Source organism: Bacillus sp. FJAT-26390, from assembly GCF_001682865.1.
In the GTDB taxonomy this organism is placed as follows: domain Bacteria; phylum Bacillota; class Bacilli; order Paenibacillales; family Paenibacillaceae; genus Pristimantibacillus.
The window spans coordinates 1-14,579 of sequence record NZ_MAQX01000011.1 but is presented as its reverse complement, the minus strand read 5'-3'; the positions used below and the strand labels follow the sequence as shown (position 1 = coordinate 14,579).

The window sequence follows — 14,579 nt, the reverse complement described above, 5'->3', positions numbered from 1 at the left end:
GGTGGAGAAATGAAAGAGCAAAAAGGCGTCGGTCGCATGTGGAACCTATACAAAATGGGAGGATTTACGCCTGCCATCGCTTCTATGTTAGGCTCGCAAAATGCGCAGCAAATGGCGTTTATTCGCAACGTCAATAAAGAGCAGCGCAAGCAATCCATGTTCGACATGCCGCTGCGAGAGCTTGAGGTTGTCATATTTGATCTTGAAACAACGGGCTTCTATCCAACAAATGGGGACGAGATCATTTCTTTCGGAGCAGTGTTGCTGCGGAACGGCGAAATTGTGGAAAATGAATCGTTCTACAGCCTCGTAAATCCTAAGCGGAGAATTCCGAAGGCGATAATCGAATTAACCGGCATTACAAATGAAATGGTACAGGATGCGCCTGATTTGATGCAGGTGCTACATGATTTTATGGAGTTTGTCGGCAGGCGTCTGCTTATTGCACATGCTTCCGGTCATGACAAGCAATTTTTAAACGCTGCGCTTTGGCGAACATCGAAGGTGAATTTAAACCATAGGGTGCTGGATACGATGATGGTAGCAAAGTGGCTGGAGCCGAACCTTGAAGGATACAGTCTCGACGAGCTGCTTGAGAGCTGCTGTATCCCCATAACGGAACGGCATCATGCGCTGCAAGATTCAATTATGACCGCCAAGCTGTGGCAAAACTATTTGGCAAGAATTTTGGAGCGGAACATTACGACGCTTGGCGATCTTTATGCTTATCTAAGCAAACACTAGGTGCAGCGGTAGGAATGTCCCTTGTGAGAGGCGATAGGGCTTAACCTGAGGGGCTGCGCTGTTTTGCAAGGACACAATCCAATAGGAAAGCTCGGATGCGGGCAGGAAACCTTCAGAGTCGCTAGAAGACGGAATGGCTTCTGTTCGCGGATGCGAGTGAAATAAGCCGACAAGCGTTTGTCGGTTTTTTTGCATGTCATAAAAGGCCGCCGTCCACTCTGCCGGATCAAAGGCGAACGAGCGGGTAGGATCGATATGTATATTTTTTATCGGAATAATCGTATCAATCAATTGGAAGGTTGCATCATCAGGCCGATCAGCCAAGGGCGAGGCGTTTGATTCGCTGCTTACAACGATACCGCATGCTTCTAAAGGCTTGGCATCCAAACAAATTTGGATAAGCTGCTCATATGCCGATTTGGTAATATAACCCTTCGATTGTTGTGCTGTCATAATAACGCCTCCTTATTCGGAATGGATAAGGTAAGTATAACGGATTAAACAATGGTGCGCTAACATTTGTGGGCAAAGGCGCAGGCAGGCCAATATCTGGTTCGGGGTATGAACAGCACCGCGTTAACCGACAATAAGTTTAGTACTTGGATGAAACGATTTAGCTGTATAACTGGATAATCGTGACGAATTTATGGCTAATGTGCCCAGCGCCTTGAGCTTCCATACGGCGCATGATACCATGAAGCCATACCAAAAGAATGATATTGCGAGAGAAGGAAGGTTCTGCATGAAACGCGTTATAGCGCTTTTTACGATTGCATTCGTGTTTGCCGGTCTAGCTGTTTTTCAATATAAAAATGATGATTCAAAGTCGGTTACGATGGCGGCTCCGGCCGAAGGGTTTAAACCGAAGGCGGGATTTGAGGCGACAGCCTTCAAGCTTCCGGCGCTTGACGAGAAATCGTACGAGGTAGGCGGAAAGCAAGGCAAGCTATCGTTTGTCAACTTCTGGGCTTCCTGGTGCGGTCCTTGCGAGCTGGAAGCGCCGGATCTTCAGCGGCTTCATGAGCAGTATGGAGATGCAATTCAGCTAATTGGGGTAAATGCAACGAAGTACGATAAAGAACGCGCGGCTAGAGATTTTGTAAATGAGCATGAGTTTACGTTTCCGATATTAATGGACCGGGTTGGCGATGTGACGAAGCAGTATAAAGTGGATACGTTTCCGACAACGTTTCTAATCGATAGCGAAGGCGTCATAAGAGAGCGGATCAATGGCGTCATCCCTTACGAAGAATGGGAACGCTTGATCGAGAAGTGGATGTAATAAACAAATAGAAGGGCTGCCCGTTCGTCACTCAATGACGAGCTGGCAGCCCTTTTTGCTTAATGATTCACGAGTCCGATTCGATCTAGCGGATCAACATGCGCGCTATCTACTTTAACCATGCCAAGCAGGGCATAACGGATGCTGTCCACGAGCGCTTCCCAGCTTGCTTCGATAACGTTGCTGGACACGCCGACCGTGCTCCATGTGTTATCCAGTCCAGTCGATTCAATAAGAACGCGAACCTTAGCGGCTGTAGCGTCCTTCTCGTCGATTACACGGACTTTATAATCGGAGAGATGGATATTTTCAATCTTCGGATAAAACTGCACCAGCGCCTTGCGCAAGGCGTTATCGAGGGCGTTGACCGGACCGTTGCCTTCAGCAGCCGTATAAACCTGCTGTCCGCCGACGTTGATTTTGACGATGGCTTCGGAAATCATCTGGCCGTTCGTTTTTTCTACGAGCATCTTGAACGATTCGACCTTGAAAACTTCCTTGACCTCGCCGCCGAATGCTTCGCGAAGCAGAAGCTCCATTGAAGCGTCGGCACCTTCAAATTGATACCCTTGATGCTCAAGCTCTTTGATCTGATCCATGATGAGCTTCGTTTTATCGTTGTTCGCCGTAACATCAAGACCAAGTTCCTTAGCCTTAGAAATAATGTTGCTTTGGCCTGCAAGCTCGGAGACGAGAATGCGCTGTTTGTTTCCTACAAGCTCTGGCTGAATATGCTCGTAGGTTTTGGAATCCTTCATGATCGCGGACACATGGATGCCGCCTTTGTGAGCGAACGCGGCATTGCCGACATAAGCTTGGCCAACCGGCATGTGGACATTCGCGATTTCACTGACATAACGTGCCGTACCCGTAAGCGCGCGAAGCTTGTCTTCCGGCAGCACATCGTAGTTCATCTTAATTTGTAGGTTCGGAATGATTGAGCATAGGTTTGCGTTGCCGCACCGCTCGCCGTATCCGTTAATCGTTCCTTGCACCTGGCGTGCGCCAGCTCCGACAGCAGCGAGCGAGTTCGCAACGGCAAGCTCGCAATCGTTATGAGTATGGATGCCGATCGGCGTCGTTAGCACCTGCTTTACGCGGGTTACGATTTCATGGATTTCATTCGGAAGCGTACCGCCGTTCGTATCGCAAAGAACGAGCCAGTTCGCACCGGCGTCCTGCGCTTTCTTCAGAACGGAGATCGCGTATTCCGGGTTGTTCTTGTAGCCGTCAAAAAAGTGCTCCGCATCAAACAACGCTTCCATCTCGTTCTGTTTCAGAAATGCGATGGAATCATAAATCATCGACAGGTTTTCTTCAAGCGTCGTTTGCAGGGCGGTATGTACATGGAAGTCCCATGACTTTCCTACAAGCGTAGCCGCTGGCACGCCGGATTCAGCGATGCGGACAAGGCTCGCATCCTGCTCGGCTAGGCTGTTTTTACGGCGCGTGCTGCCGAAAGCGGTAATTTTGGCATTCAGATTAAATGCTTTGATCCGTTGGAAAAATTCAATATCCTTGCTGTTGCTTCCCGGATTGCCGCCTTCAATATAATGGACGCCCAACGCGTCGAGCTTCTGGGCAATTTTTAACTTGTCATCCGCCGACAGGCTGATCCCTTCACCTTGTGTACCGTCACGCAGCGTCGTATCAAATATGGAAATGTTTGTTGTCATTAACGGGACGCCTCCTTCACTGATAGCCTTTTCAAATCATAATTTAGTATTATAACACTTGTCGCAATGAAAGTAGAGAGGTTAGCACTATTTTTTGTCCGCTTTTCTATGGTTCGTTGACTTGACCCTATTGCAATTGTATGCTGATGATGATTAAGCTTATGTGGGCAATTTGCTTCGAATAGGCGGTGCTTTGCGTCATGATGAAAAATGTGAATGAGCATTATCCGGCTAAAGGCCGCGTGATCATTCATTTGGATATGAATGCCTTCTATTGCTCCGTGCATGAAGCCGAGGAGCCTGAGAAGTATAAGAACAAACCGACGGCGGTGTCTGGCAGCGTGGAACAGCGCAAGGGGATTCTCGTGACTGCCTCGTATGCGGCAAGGCGCAAAGGGATTAAGACGGGCATGACCGTTAGACAGGCACTTAAATTATGTCCCGAGCTTATATTAATAAAGCCGGATTTTAATTTATACCGCAAATACTCACACGGTTTTATGGCGATTGCCAGGCAATACACGCCGCTCGTTGAGGCAGTTTCCATCGATGAGTGCTACATGGATATTACGGGATCCAAGATGTTCGGCTCGCCTCTGGAAATCGCCGAGGCGCTTCAACAGCGGATTATGTCCGAGTGGTCGCTTCCATGCTCAATTGGTTTAGCTCCGAACAAGCTGCTGGCGAAGATGGCGTCAGACATGAAGAAGCCAAATGGGTTAACCGTGCTGCGCATACGAGATGTGAAAAGCGTGCTGTGGGATAAATCATGCGATACCTTGTTCGGAATCGGGAAGAAGACGGCCGAGAAGCTGGCGAAGCTGAACATCCGTACAATCGGTCAGCTGGCTGCAACGGATGAAATGATGCTGAATAAACATTTTGGCGTAGTCGGATCTTGGATGAAATCGGCTGCGCACGGACTGGACTACTCCGAGGTTAATCCGAATAGGGAGCGCAATAAATCAATTGGACACACGACGACGCTTCCAAGCGACATTACCGCTCGCGAGGACGTTTACCGGGTGATGCTGAATTTGGCCGATCAAACCGGACGCAGGCTGCGGAGGCAGAAGATGGTTGCGACTACCGTCCAGATTACGATCCGCAAGCCGGATATGACGACGATCGCCCGCTCCCATACGCTTGCCGCGCCTTCGCAAAACGCAGAGGATTTCTATAGAGAAGCGTGCAGGCTTTATGATCGGCATTGGAAGGCCGGCGAACCGATTCGCTTGCTTGGCATTACGCTCCAAAACCTGACGCTGCTTGATGAAACCGCCCTGCAGCTTGATTTATTCAGCTATAAGCAGCAGCCCCGCAAGGAGGCGCTAACGCAGGCGATGGATAGGCTCCGCGACAAGTACGGAGAGGATGCTGTTTTAACCGCCGGCATGCTTGGTGACGACCCGTCAACCTTAATTAGGAATAAACGAATTCGCGGTACATCCTTGCAAAAGGACGATAGTTTGTTATATATTGATGAGTGAAGCTTGACTGTATAGAGACGAGATTATACCGTATTATTTATTTGGGAGGGAATTTCCATGGGTAAGTTTACTTGGGTAGAAAAAGATACGTGCATCGCTTGTGGAGCTTGCGGAGCTACCGCTCCTGACATTTATGATTATGATGACGAAGGTCTTGCAGAAGTTATTTATAAAGCAGATGGAAACACTGGCAATACCGAGATTCCTGAAGATTTATTTGACGATTTGCAGGATGCAGCTGACGGCTGTCCTACAGATTCGATCAAAATTGCAGACGTACCGTTCAATTACTAATCTATAGGAATCAATGAAAAAAGCTCCTCTTCGCCGGCGCAAGCTGCGGAGAGGAGCTTTTTGTTTGCCGAGTGCAAACTAAAAAGCAAAGCGGGGATACAATTGGGCAAGCTTCCTGCCGATAAAGAGGGTAAACCATTTATTGGGGGGTTAGGGATGGAGTCTCCAGAGGATCTATTTTATTTGAAGCAATTTGTGAAGCAGCACCCTGACAACAAGATGGGGTGGTATCTATTAGGAAAGCAGTATTTGCTCGCGGGCAAGGAAGGCAAAGCAAACTACTGCTTTCTGCAGGCCGGCGAGGTTTACGATGCATTCGAGGATGAAAGCCATCCCCTATCGGAAAATCAACTGCTGCTGCTAAAAGCATGGGATAAGCGGCAAAAGAAAAAAAAGCTCGCAACGAGAGCGGCATTGTTAGCGGGTTTATTATTGCTTATCGCAGTGCTAGTGCCTGCCAACGGGGCTGTTTTTAAGGAGAACGCAGCAACGCCCGTATCCGGCGAGGAGGCGGAAGCGCATTCGGTAGGTGTCGTATTTGTGCCGCTGAAGGACCGGCAGCCTGCGGGCAGCGCCATGAATGCTCTTGTTAGCGCTGCGGATGAAGCGCCGAAGCTGACGATAGCGGCACGCCTGGAGGAAGAAGCTGGCTGGCGCAAATGGACAGGAAATACGAAGCTGCTAATGGCCATCCAGAAGGATAGCGAGAGCAGCAAGCTGCAGGTGTCGATGTTTGATCGTCAAACCTGCTTGTGTGAGCCATCCGAGGCGGCCGCAGCTGCTTCGCAGTACAAGGATTGGAGCAAGGAGCAGGAAACGCACTGGACGCTCTCCAGCGCGATTTACCACTATGAGCGCAAAAACAAAAGATGGCCGGAAAAGCTGGATGATCTGATTCGCCCTTATCCGAATAATGTGCTTGCAGGCGAGCGCGGAGGAATGAGAGCTATGTTCGCAGATGTGGTGACGAGACTGAACGCCGCGCAAGCGCGCAAAAATAGTCAACCTTCCGCGCAAGGCCAGGACGGAGAGCAGAAGGAATCCGATAACAAAGCGGAGCAGCAAGCTGCTGTTAGCCCGATTGTAGGCACAAACGGGATACTGGACAAGGCATGGAGCCAGCCGCTTGAAATTATAGTAGACAAGGCGTCGCATCGCCTTGCCGTCGTTCAAGGGGATATTATTGTACGGAGTTATAAAGTAGGGCTAGGCGGGGAAGAGACGCCCGAGGGCAGCTTCTACATAAGCGAAAAGGTGAAAAATCCGAATGGCCGCGACGATGGCAATTTTGGCAGCAGGGGCATGACGTTGTCGAACACGCTGTATGCCATTCATGGCACCGATGAGCCTAACAGCATCGGGAAGGACGAGTCGCTTGGCTGCGTTCGCATGGGCAAGGCGGACGTTGAGGAGCTGTTCGATATGGTGCCGCTCGGAACGGTCGTCAAAATAAAAAACGGGACGCTCCCGTCCAAGGTGCAGCAGCCAGCCGAACGCTTTAAGCTGGAGCCGCGCCAGAACGAAACCAATCCCGCGAAGGTGTATAAATGGTTGACGTAAGATGTCTTACGAAGTAAACACGAGAAGCAGTGCAACCGCAATGACGACAACGCCAACGATTGAGCTGATCCAGATTAGTGCTTTTTTATTTACTTCGTCTTTCGGTTTGGCTTTTATCGTAGCCGGCTTTCTTTTTGGTGAACTCATCGACAATCAACCTCTCTATTACATAATTAAAAAGAATATAAACTTATTGTAATCGTTTTCTAGACAAGCCGCAATATAACGGATGCTTGCACCTTGCGTGCAGGCTCTTTTCTTTTTGCCGTAAAAACGATAAACTGTCAGGTAGAACATACATCTGAGATCGGAGTGAGTAAGTTGCTTTATTCTTCAATTTTAAAGCCTATTTTCTTTCAAATGGACCCTGAGAAGGCCCATCATCTCGTCATTGACGGCTTAGCCGCAGGCGGAGTTGTGCCTGGTCTTAATGGGCTGATGCATGCCATGTACGGCGTAGCAGAGTCGCCGGAGCTTGCAACAGATTTATTCGGAATCCATTTCCCGCATCCGGTCGGACTGGCGGCTGGATTAGACAAAAACGGCAAAGCGGCTGACGGATTCTCAAGCATAGGCTTTGGATTTGCTGAGGTCGGGACCGTAACGCCAAAGGGACAAGCCGGCAATGAACAGCCGCGATTGTTTCGCCTCCCGCCAGACGAAGCGCTCATCAACCGGATGGGCTTCAATAATGACGGAACGGCCGCGATGGCAGAGAAGCTGTCACGACGCAAAATAAACCGGATTCCAATCGCGGTTAACATCGGCAAAAACAAAACGACTCCAAACGAGCTTGCTTATGAGGATTATCAGACCTGCATTCGCGATTTGTATACATATGGTGATTTCTTTGTCGTCAACATCAGCTCGCCGAACACGCCGGATTTGCGTGATTTGCAGCATGGGGAAGAGCTTAGAAACCTACTTAGCGCTGTGAAAAAGGAAATGAACACACAGGCGGCGAAACTAGGAAAGAAAGCTAAGCCCGTGCTTGTCAAAATTGCTCCGGACATGACGAATGAGCAGCTTGAGTTAACCGTTGCTACTATAATGGAAAGCGGCGTGTCGGGCATCATCGCTACCAACACAACATTGTCGCGGACAGGACTTCAGCATGCCAATGCGGGAGAGGCGGGCGGGCTTAGCGGCAAACCGCTGCGCGATCGTTCAACCGAGGTCATTCGCGCCGTTTATCGACAGACTGGCGGGCAGCTGCCGATTATTGGATCCGGCGGCATTTTTACCGCTCAAGATGCATACGATAAAATCCGCGCAGGAGCTTCCCTGGTAGAAATTTACACGGCTCTTATCTACAAAGGACCAGGCGTATTGCGAGAATTAACGAGCGGCTTGAAGGAATGTTTACGCAAGGACGGCTACCGCAATATTGCAGAAGCAGTTGGGGCAGATCACGTTTAAGAACAGGAGGCGGCCGGATGGACGGTAGAGACTGGAATCTTTTTTTACAGCCTTATGAACAAGCGGTTGAAGAACTTAAAGTGAAGTTTAAGACGATGCGGGTAGAACTGAAGATAAGAGAAGCCTACGCACCGATAGAATTCGTCACCGGCCGGGTTAAGCGAATATCTAGCATTTTGGAAAAAGCAAGGCGCCTGAATGTCCCCTCGGATCAATTGGATACGGGAATTGAGGACATTGCAGGAATACGCATCATGTGTCAGTTTGTGGATGATATCCATCGCGTAGCCAGCCTCATTCGAACGCGCAAGGATCTCTCACTCGTTTACGAGAAGGATTATATTACAAACTTTAAAGACAGCGGCTACCGCAGTTACCATATGATCGTAGAATATCCGGTACAAACCGCGCTAGGCTACAAAATCGTGCTCGCAGAAATTCAAATCCGCACGTTGGCGATGAATTTCTGGGCTACGATCGAGCATTCTTTAAATTACAAGTTTAAAGAGAGCTTGCCGGAGGATGTGCGTGATCGGCTGAAGAAAGCGGCTGAGGCCGCATCGCAGCTCGATACCGAGATGACAAGTATACGCAAAGAGATATTGGATGCGCAGACTGAATTCGAGGAGCAATCCAATGTCGTCTCGAAGGTGCTGAACGGCATACAGGATCTTTACTTCTATCACCGGGTGCGTGAAGCTGCGCAGTTCCAAATGAAGTTTAATGAGAAGTTTGAGAAGGAAGATTATCATGAGCTTAATCAGCTGTCGCTCGAAATTCAAGCGGCAATCGGAAAAGCGAAAAAAGCGAACCAAAGCTAACATGATAATCGAGCATAAACGGATAATTGTGGAAAAATAGGTGTCTAAGTGGCGAAAATGCTGCTGAGACGCCTTTTTTGTCGGCTGCCAAAATAAGAAAGGCTGTCCAAAAAGGTCTGAATTGACCCAATTGGACAGCCTCTGCCTCATTTGCTTCGGGATTTGGCAAGACTATTCGCTTGATTTTTTGGGTTTGTACAAAACGTCTATCGCTTTGCTTATCTCATCAGCGGTCTTGCCTTGCTTGCTTAAGGCGATGACTTCCTCCATCTCTTTCTTGCAGATGCCGCAGCTGGTGCTGTGATTCGTCCAAGTTACGCCGCCCTCATCGGCAGGATGCTCGGCGACGTAGCAGCGCAGGAGCGAGTCATGCGGCGTTTCAACCGCCAGCCCGTCCGAGCAGCCGCAATAGCAAGTGACGCCGCTCATGATGTCTGCGTGGTCATGGACCGCTTTGTATAGCTCGCTCGTATGCGGGGTATAGTCTGAGAGAAAGCCTGGCAGCTCGTCATACGATGCTGTCGTTTGCCAGGTTTCGGAGCCATGTTGATGCTCAGCGCCGGCCTTGTCATCTTTCGCGAGGCCGCATGCGGTGAGCAATGTAATGAATGCGAATGCTAGAAGCAGGGCATACATGGTACCGCGAATACGTGAGCTTTTTTGCTCCTCGGCGATCTGTTCATCCGTAAGGCGCTGGCGCTTCATCATTTCGCCTCCGCCCCCGAATGTTTGTTGAAGAATGCTTTGTAATCGTCTAAGGAATAGCCGGTTGTGCCTTGCTCGGCAAGGCCGCCCTCTAACCGGTCAACTTCGACGCCGTCTTTGAAATAGGCTAGCGTAGGCGTATATTCCACTTTGTATTTGTTAAAGTATGTCGGAAATTCACGTAGGTTGAATTGCGGCAGATCAACGCCAAGCTCGTCTGCAAGCGGCATAAGCTTTGGTGTCGTTGCTCGGCAATGCGGGCAGTCGGAAGCGAACAGATAAACGAAGAAATCTTCCTTATCGGCAACCTTCTTGTCCAATACGGCCGGTAATATGATATTCTGATAGTTAGGATCGTCAAGCTGCTTGCGTGTTTCCGGGTTTAATTGGTTGACAGGCTTGCCATACAATGGGTTATCCTTGCCGCTGTTGTTTAGTACGAAGATAAAGCCGAATAAAATAACGACGATTCCGATGTACACATAAATCATTTTTACTTTCTTTTTCTTTTTCATGAATGTGGCTACCTCCGAAACGAGTTTAGGTTGGACAACCTTTTTTCCTATAAGTGCATGTCCTAACTTTAATATATTATATAACAAAGCTATGTGCGTATGTAAGAGCAAGGACATCGATGATAATTGGCAGGAGGAAATGAGCATGATCGGCAATCTGCCGCGTAATTTCACGAAAAAAATGGAAAAGCTGTTAGGTGATGAATATGACAAATTTATGTCATCTTATGATGCCCCAAGAGTATATGGTCTAAGAATCAATCGTTTGAAGCTTGGCGTAGAACAGTGGAAAAAGCTATCTCCCATGGGCGAGGCGGCAAGACGGATTCCTTGGGCAGAGGATGGTCTGTATTACAAGGAAGGCGAGCGCCCCGGCAAGCATCCGCACTACCATGCGGGCCTTTATTATATCCAAGAGCCGAGCGCGATGGCACCGGTTGAATTGCTTGACGTGCAGCCTGGACATCGCGTGCTGGACTTATGTGCCGCGCCTGGCGGGAAATCGACGCAAATAGCAGGCAAGCTGCAAGGCAGCGGCGTGCTGGTCGCCAATGACAATGCTAGGGAGCGGACGAAGGCGCTGGCGAAAAATATCGAGCTTGCCGGCGTCCGCAATGCGGTTGTGCTGAATGAGGAGCCAGCGGCTATCGCCGCTGTTTTTCCAGCATGGTTCGACCGCATCCTTGTTGATGCACCTTGCTCGGGAGAGGGCATGTTCCGCAAGGATGATTCAATGATTGCGGAATGGGAGAAGCATTCAATCGAGCGATGCTCGGTTATGCAGCGTGATATTTTGCGCCATGCCGCAGCGATGCTTGCGCCCGGCGGGCGAATCGTCTATTCGACCTGCACCTTCTCGCCGGAGGAGAACGAGCGGCAAATCGCCTTATTTCTTGCGGAGCATGCTGATTTCAACGTAGAAGCTGTTCCTTTGGACTATGGCTGGTCAGCGGGAAGAGCGGATTTGGCGGCTGAGACGGCACAATTAAGCGATGAACGGCTGCAAACGATTCAAGGGACGGTAAGGCTATGGCCGCATCGCATCGAAGGAGAAGGTCATTACGCGGCTGTGTTAAGACGCAGCGGCGAGAGAGTAGTTGAGCAAGCCGATAATACGGCATTGGCAGCGGCGCCGCAGAGCAGATCTGCATCAAAGCCTGCAGGCGGCAGCTTAAAGCGCGAGACGCCGAACGCTAGCGGGAAGCGGGACGAGAAGAAGCCAAGCCACCGGGATGAACGGCGCGCAGGCAAACGCCAGACGAGAAATGACTGGGCAAACGCAGCCATGGAGCGTCCAGCGCAGAAGGGAACCGTGCGAGGAGGCCGTGACGGCTCCGAGGCGAATGCGGAGGAAATAAATCCGGTTTTGCTTTGGTATCAATATGCAGAGCAGTTTGCAATTGGCGCTCTAAGCTGGCCAGGACATGTGGTTGCATATGGCTCTCGCGTATATATTCAGCCAGCAGGGCTGCCTTCGCTTGATGGCTTGCGCGTCGCAAGGGCGGGCTGGTATGTCGGTGAAGCCGTTCGAGGACGGTTTGAGCCTTCGCATCCGCTTGCGATGGGATTAACGCGCGATGCGGCTGTGCGTTCGGTGAATTGGAGCTCGAACGATGAGCAAACGATTCGTTTTCTCAAAGGGGAAACGTTGTTTGTAGAGGAATCGGAAATTCAAGTGCATGAGGGTGCCTCGGCGAAAGGTTATCTATTGGTTTGCACGGATGGATATCCGATCGGGTGGGGGAAATATGCCGGGGGCATGATCAAAAACGAACTGCCTGCAGGATGGAGATGGATGTAAAATGAGCAAACGGATTCGTATCGATAAGCTGCTTGCCCATATGGGGCTCGGGACACGCAGCGAAATAAAAAAAGCGGTAAAGCTAGGCAAGGTTGCCGTTGATGGCAGATTGGTGAAGGATAGCGGCCTCATCGTAGACCCAGAGACGAATGTGGTTACTTTTGACGGAGACCCTGTCGTTTATAAGGATGTCGTATATTTCATGCTGAATAAGCCCGATGGCGTCATATCGGCGACGGAGGACAGCCGCGAGCGTACCGTTATTGATTTGCTGGAGCCGCAGGATCGGCTGCGCGAGCCTTTCCCTGTGGGGCGATTGGACAAGGATACGGTGGGCTTGCTGCTGTTAACGAATGACGGCCAGCTCGCACATGAGCTCTTGTCGCCGAAGAAGCATGTAACGAAGACGTATGAAGCGCTTGTGCAGGGAGATGTCGGGGAATCGGATAAACAGCAGTTCGCAAGCGGAGTCACCTTGGATGACGGGTATGTTACGATGCCGGCAGACCTTCACATACTAGGGAGCGAGCAGCAGGAAGAAGAGACCATCTCGCGCATATCCCTAACGATTATGGAAGGTAAGTTTCACCAAGTGAAAAGAATGTTTGAAGCGGTAGGCAAGAAGGTCGTATACTTGAAAAGAGTATCGATGGGTCCGCTAAAGCTTGATGAATCCCTTCTTGAAGGCTCTTATCGGGAGCTGTCCGAGGAGGAAGTCGAGCTGCTTCGCACGCATAGACGAGCGGCGGAATAGTTCTTATTGGGAAGGCAACAAGCTTTAAAATATAGATGCAGATAGACAAAAAAAAGAGAGATTTGGAATAGGAGTGGGAGTATGAGCTTGCAATATGATTTGATTGCATTGGATGTGGACGGCACGCTGCTGACGGATGACCATGTGCTGACAACGTCTATCCGTGAGACTGTGCACGAGGCTGCTAGCCGCGGCGCACAAATCGTGTTATGTACAGGTCGCGGCCCTTCAGGAGCGCTTCCCGTCATGGAGGAGCTTGGCCTTGGCGGTACGATCATTACCCATAACGGCGCGGTTACGATTAATTCCGATGACCGTTCTGTCGTGCACCAATTTGAAATGGCTTCGGACCACCTGCTAAGCTTTGTGAATTATTGCCGTGATCAAGCGATCCATTTTGATTTGAACACTGCGTTCGAAATGATGGTTGAGAGCATGACGCCCGAGGTAGAGGCGATGTATGGCAAGTTTGAAGCTAAGCCGTCCATACAAGATTTTCGTTTGGGCTTGCCCGGCGGGCTTGTGAAGTTTACCGTTTTTGGCAGCAAGGATCAGATGGATTCCGTACAAGCAGAATGGGCGGGCTGGCCTAAGCATCTTCATTCGATACGCAGCGGCGATTTTTTCATCGACGTTCATCATGCCGAGGCGAACAAAGGAAGAGCGCTGCAGCAGCTTGCGGAAATTCGGGGCGTTGACCGAAGCCGCATTTTGGCAATTGGCAATTATTATAATGATATTACGATGCTGCAATTTGCGGGCATGGGCATAGCGATGGGCAATTCCCCTGAGGAAGTGAAACTCGCGGCTAATGCGGTCGCCCGCTCGAACGCCGAGGATGGCGTAGCGAGAGCGCTGCGCGAATTCGCTTGGAGCTAATAATAAAAAAACCGCCAGAGCGAAGTNCAATCGGCGACTGGTTCTTTAGTTTCGTTTGAATACGAATTGCGTTATAGTAAGTGATGTAGTCTCGAACGGTCTGTTCAACGATTGCAGTCGTTGTATGGGTCAACCCTTCGAGGTAGAACGTTTCAGACTTTAGTGTGGAATGAAACGATTCAATGGGGGCATTATCAGCGGGCGTTCCCTTGCGGGACATGCTCATGGTAATGCCTTTTCCTTTTACAACTTCTTGATACCCCTGCGACGTGTAGACGCTGCCCTGATCGCTATGGAGGATCGCACCTGGCACAGCTGGCAATTGATTGAGTGTATCCAGAACAAAGGCCGTGTATTGCGTATCTGATAGACGGCTAGCTACGATCTCTCCATTATATAAATCGAGGATGCTCGATAGGTACATCATTTTTCCGCCGAATGGTAAATACGTAATATCCGTGACGAGTTTATGAATAGGTGCTTCAGCTTGAAATTGCCGCTTTAACAGGTACTCAGCTACATAAGCAGGCTGCCCTGTATGCTTTCGTTTCTTTACTCTGACTCGACATTGAAGCTGCTCACCTTGCATGATTCGTTGTACGCTGCCTTTATTACAGTTCCGAGGTAAACTCAGGTCCT

General features: G+C 49.9%; 16 protein-coding genes. 10 read left to right on the top strand and 6 right to left on the bottom strand.

Annotated elements, in window-relative coordinates; all coding sequences use genetic code 11:
- The first annotated feature begins 9 nt into the window (after window positions 1–9).
- Window positions 10–744 (top strand): 3'-5' exonuclease, encoded by a 735-nt coding sequence (locus A7975_RS11695; protein WP_065385220.1) that lies wholly within the window; start codon window positions 10–12, stop codon window positions 742–744.
- Here A7975_RS11695 and A7975_RS11690 read toward each other — a convergent pair.
- Window positions 730–1,197 carry a M67 family metallopeptidase gene (locus A7975_RS11690; RefSeq protein WP_065385219.1) on the bottom strand — a complete coding sequence of 156 codons (468 nt, stop codon included), beginning with the start codon at window positions 1,195–1,197 and terminating at the stop codon, window positions 730–732. The genes A7975_RS11695 and A7975_RS11690 overlap by 15 nt on opposite strands.
- A gap of 289 nt (window positions 1,198–1,486) precedes the next feature.
- Here A7975_RS11690 and A7975_RS11685 point away from each other — a divergent pair, with 289 nt between their 5' ends.
- On the top strand, window positions 1,487–2,026 hold the full coding sequence (locus A7975_RS11685; protein WP_053376895.1) for a TlpA family protein disulfide reductase: 540 nt from the start codon (window positions 1,487–1,489) through the stop codon (window positions 2,024–2,026).
- Window positions 2,027–2,085: 59 nt separating this feature from the next.
- Here the strand turns inward: A7975_RS11685 and cimA are convergent, their stop codons facing one another.
- Complete coding sequence (cimA, locus tag A7975_RS11680) at window positions 2,086–3,702, bottom strand: citramalate synthase (RefSeq protein ID WP_053376894.1); 1,617 nt, start codon at window positions 3,700–3,702, stop codon at window positions 2,086–2,088.
- Window positions 3,703–3,905: 203 nt separating this feature from the next.
- Between cimA and A7975_RS11675 the strand changes: the two genes are divergently transcribed.
- From A7975_RS11675 to A7975_RS11665, 3 genes are all read left to right on the top strand, one after another.
- The gene (locus A7975_RS11675) at window positions 3,906–5,192 is read left to right on the top strand and encodes a DNA polymerase IV (RefSeq protein WP_065385868.1); all 1,287 of its coding nucleotides are present in this window, start codon (window positions 3,906–3,908) and stop codon (window positions 5,190–5,192) included.
- 57 nt (window positions 5,193–5,249) lie between these two features.
- Window positions 5,250–5,486, top strand: coding sequence for a ferredoxin (locus A7975_RS11670; protein ID WP_053376893.1), 237 nt, complete (start codon window positions 5,250–5,252; stop codon window positions 5,484–5,486).
- 156 nt (window positions 5,487–5,642) lie between these two features.
- Window positions 5,643–7,046, top strand: a complete 1,404-nt coding sequence (locus A7975_RS11665; protein ID WP_065385867.1) for a L,D-transpeptidase — start codon at window positions 5,643–5,645, stop codon at window positions 7,044–7,046.
- A gap of 6 nt (window positions 7,047–7,052) precedes the next feature.
- Here A7975_RS11665 and A7975_RS34125 read toward each other — a convergent pair whose 3' ends face one another.
- A complete protein-coding gene (locus tag A7975_RS34125; RefSeq protein WP_176707719.1) occupies window positions 7,053–7,193 on the bottom strand; it encodes a hypothetical protein in 141 nt (46 codons plus the stop codon).
- Window positions 7,194–7,367: 174 nt separating this feature from the next.
- Between A7975_RS34125 and A7975_RS11660 the strand changes: the two genes are divergently transcribed.
- Window positions 7,368–8,465 (top strand): quinone-dependent dihydroorotate dehydrogenase, encoded by a 1,098-nt coding sequence (locus A7975_RS11660; protein WP_065385218.1) that lies wholly within the window; start codon window positions 7,368–7,370, stop codon window positions 8,463–8,465.
- Between the two features lie 17 nt (window positions 8,466–8,482).
- Complete coding sequence (gene yjbM, locus A7975_RS11655) at window positions 8,483–9,286, top strand: GTP diphosphokinase (protein WP_053376890.1); 804 nt, start codon at window positions 8,483–8,485, stop codon at window positions 9,284–9,286.
- Window positions 9,287–9,457: 171 nt separating this feature from the next.
- On the opposite strand, the gene A7975_RS11650 is transcribed toward yjbM, so the two are convergent.
- Entirely contained in the window at window positions 9,458–9,994 is a 537-nt protein-coding gene (locus A7975_RS11650) for a PCYCGC motif-containing (lipo)protein (RefSeq protein WP_082198156.1), read from the bottom strand.
- The gene (locus A7975_RS11645) at window positions 9,991–10,506 is read right to left on the bottom strand and encodes a thioredoxin family protein (protein ID WP_065385217.1); all 516 of its coding nucleotides are present in this window, start codon (window positions 10,504–10,506) and stop codon (window positions 9,991–9,993) included. The genes A7975_RS11650 and A7975_RS11645 overlap by 4 nt, the downstream gene beginning before the upstream one ends.
- A gap of 145 nt (window positions 10,507–10,651) precedes the next feature.
- On the opposite strand from A7975_RS11645, the gene A7975_RS11640 reads away from it, so the two are divergent.
- The 3 genes from A7975_RS11640 (at window position 10,652) to A7975_RS11630 (ending at window position 13,940) form a co-directional block, all read left to right on the top strand.
- Window positions 10,652–12,307, top strand: coding sequence for an RsmB/NOP family class I SAM-dependent RNA methyltransferase (locus A7975_RS11640; RefSeq protein WP_065385216.1), 1,656 nt, complete (start codon window positions 10,652–10,654; stop codon window positions 12,305–12,307).
- 1 nt (window position 12,308) lies between these two features.
- Window positions 12,309–13,061 carry a pseudouridine synthase gene (locus tag A7975_RS11635; protein WP_053376886.1) on the top strand — a complete coding sequence of 251 codons (753 nt, stop codon included), beginning with the start codon at window positions 12,309–12,311 and terminating at the stop codon, window positions 13,059–13,061.
- Window positions 13,062–13,142: 81 nt separating this feature from the next.
- Entirely contained in the window at window positions 13,143–13,940 is a 798-nt protein-coding gene (locus tag A7975_RS11630; RefSeq protein WP_176707718.1) for a Cof-type HAD-IIB family hydrolase, read from the top strand.
- A gap of 27 nt (window positions 13,941–13,967) precedes the next feature.
- Here the strand turns inward: A7975_RS11630 and A7975_RS11625 are convergent.
- The coding region (locus tag A7975_RS11625) for an IS3 family transposase (RefSeq protein WP_255314305.1) at window positions 13,968–14,579 on the bottom strand (612 nt) is incomplete at both ends.

Coding starts and splice junctions, on each gene's coding strand:
- A7975_RS11635 (WP_053376886.1), top strand. CDS start 12,309: ATGAGCAAACGGATTCGTATCGATAAGCTGCTTGCCCATATGGGGCTC.
- yjbM (WP_053376890.1), top strand. CDS start 8,483: ATGGACGGTAGAGACTGGAATCTTTTTTTACAGCCTTATGAACAAGCG.
- A7975_RS11630 (WP_176707718.1), top strand. CDS start 13,143: ATGAGCTTGCAATATGATTTGATTGCATTGGATGTGGACGGCACGCTG.
- A7975_RS11645 (WP_065385217.1), bottom strand. CDS start 10,506: ATGAAAAAGAAAAAGAAAGTAAAAATGATTTATGTGTACATCGGAATC.
- A7975_RS11665 (WP_065385867.1), top strand. CDS start 5,643: ATGGAGTCTCCAGAGGATCTATTTTATTTGAAGCAATTTGTGAAGCAG.
- A7975_RS11650 (WP_082198156.1), bottom strand. CDS start 9,994: ATGATGAAGCGCCAGCGCCTTACGGATGAACAGATCGCCGAGGAGCAA.
- A7975_RS11690 (WP_065385219.1), bottom strand. CDS start 1,197: ATGACAGCACAACAATCGAAGGGTTATATTACCAAATCGGCATATGAG.
- A7975_RS11675 (WP_065385868.1), top strand. CDS start 3,906: ATGAAAAATGTGAATGAGCATTATCCGGCTAAAGGCCGCGTGATCATT.
- A7975_RS11670 (WP_053376893.1), top strand. CDS start 5,250: ATGGGTAAGTTTACTTGGGTAGAAAAAGATACGTGCATCGCTTGTGGA.
- A7975_RS34125 (WP_176707719.1), bottom strand. CDS start 7,193: ATGAGTTCACCAAAAAGAAAGCCGGCTACGATAAAAGCCAAACCGAAA.
- A7975_RS11685 (WP_053376895.1), top strand. CDS start 1,487: ATGAAACGCGTTATAGCGCTTTTTACGATTGCATTCGTGTTTGCCGGT.
- A7975_RS11695 (WP_065385220.1), top strand. CDS start 10: ATGAAAGAGCAAAAAGGCGTCGGTCGCATGTGGAACCTATACAAAATG.
- A7975_RS11640 (WP_065385216.1), top strand. CDS start 10,652: ATGATCGGCAATCTGCCGCGTAATTTCACGAAAAAAATGGAAAAGCTG.
- cimA (WP_053376894.1), bottom strand. CDS start 3,702: ATGACAACAAACATTTCCATATTTGATACGACGCTGCGTGACGGTACA.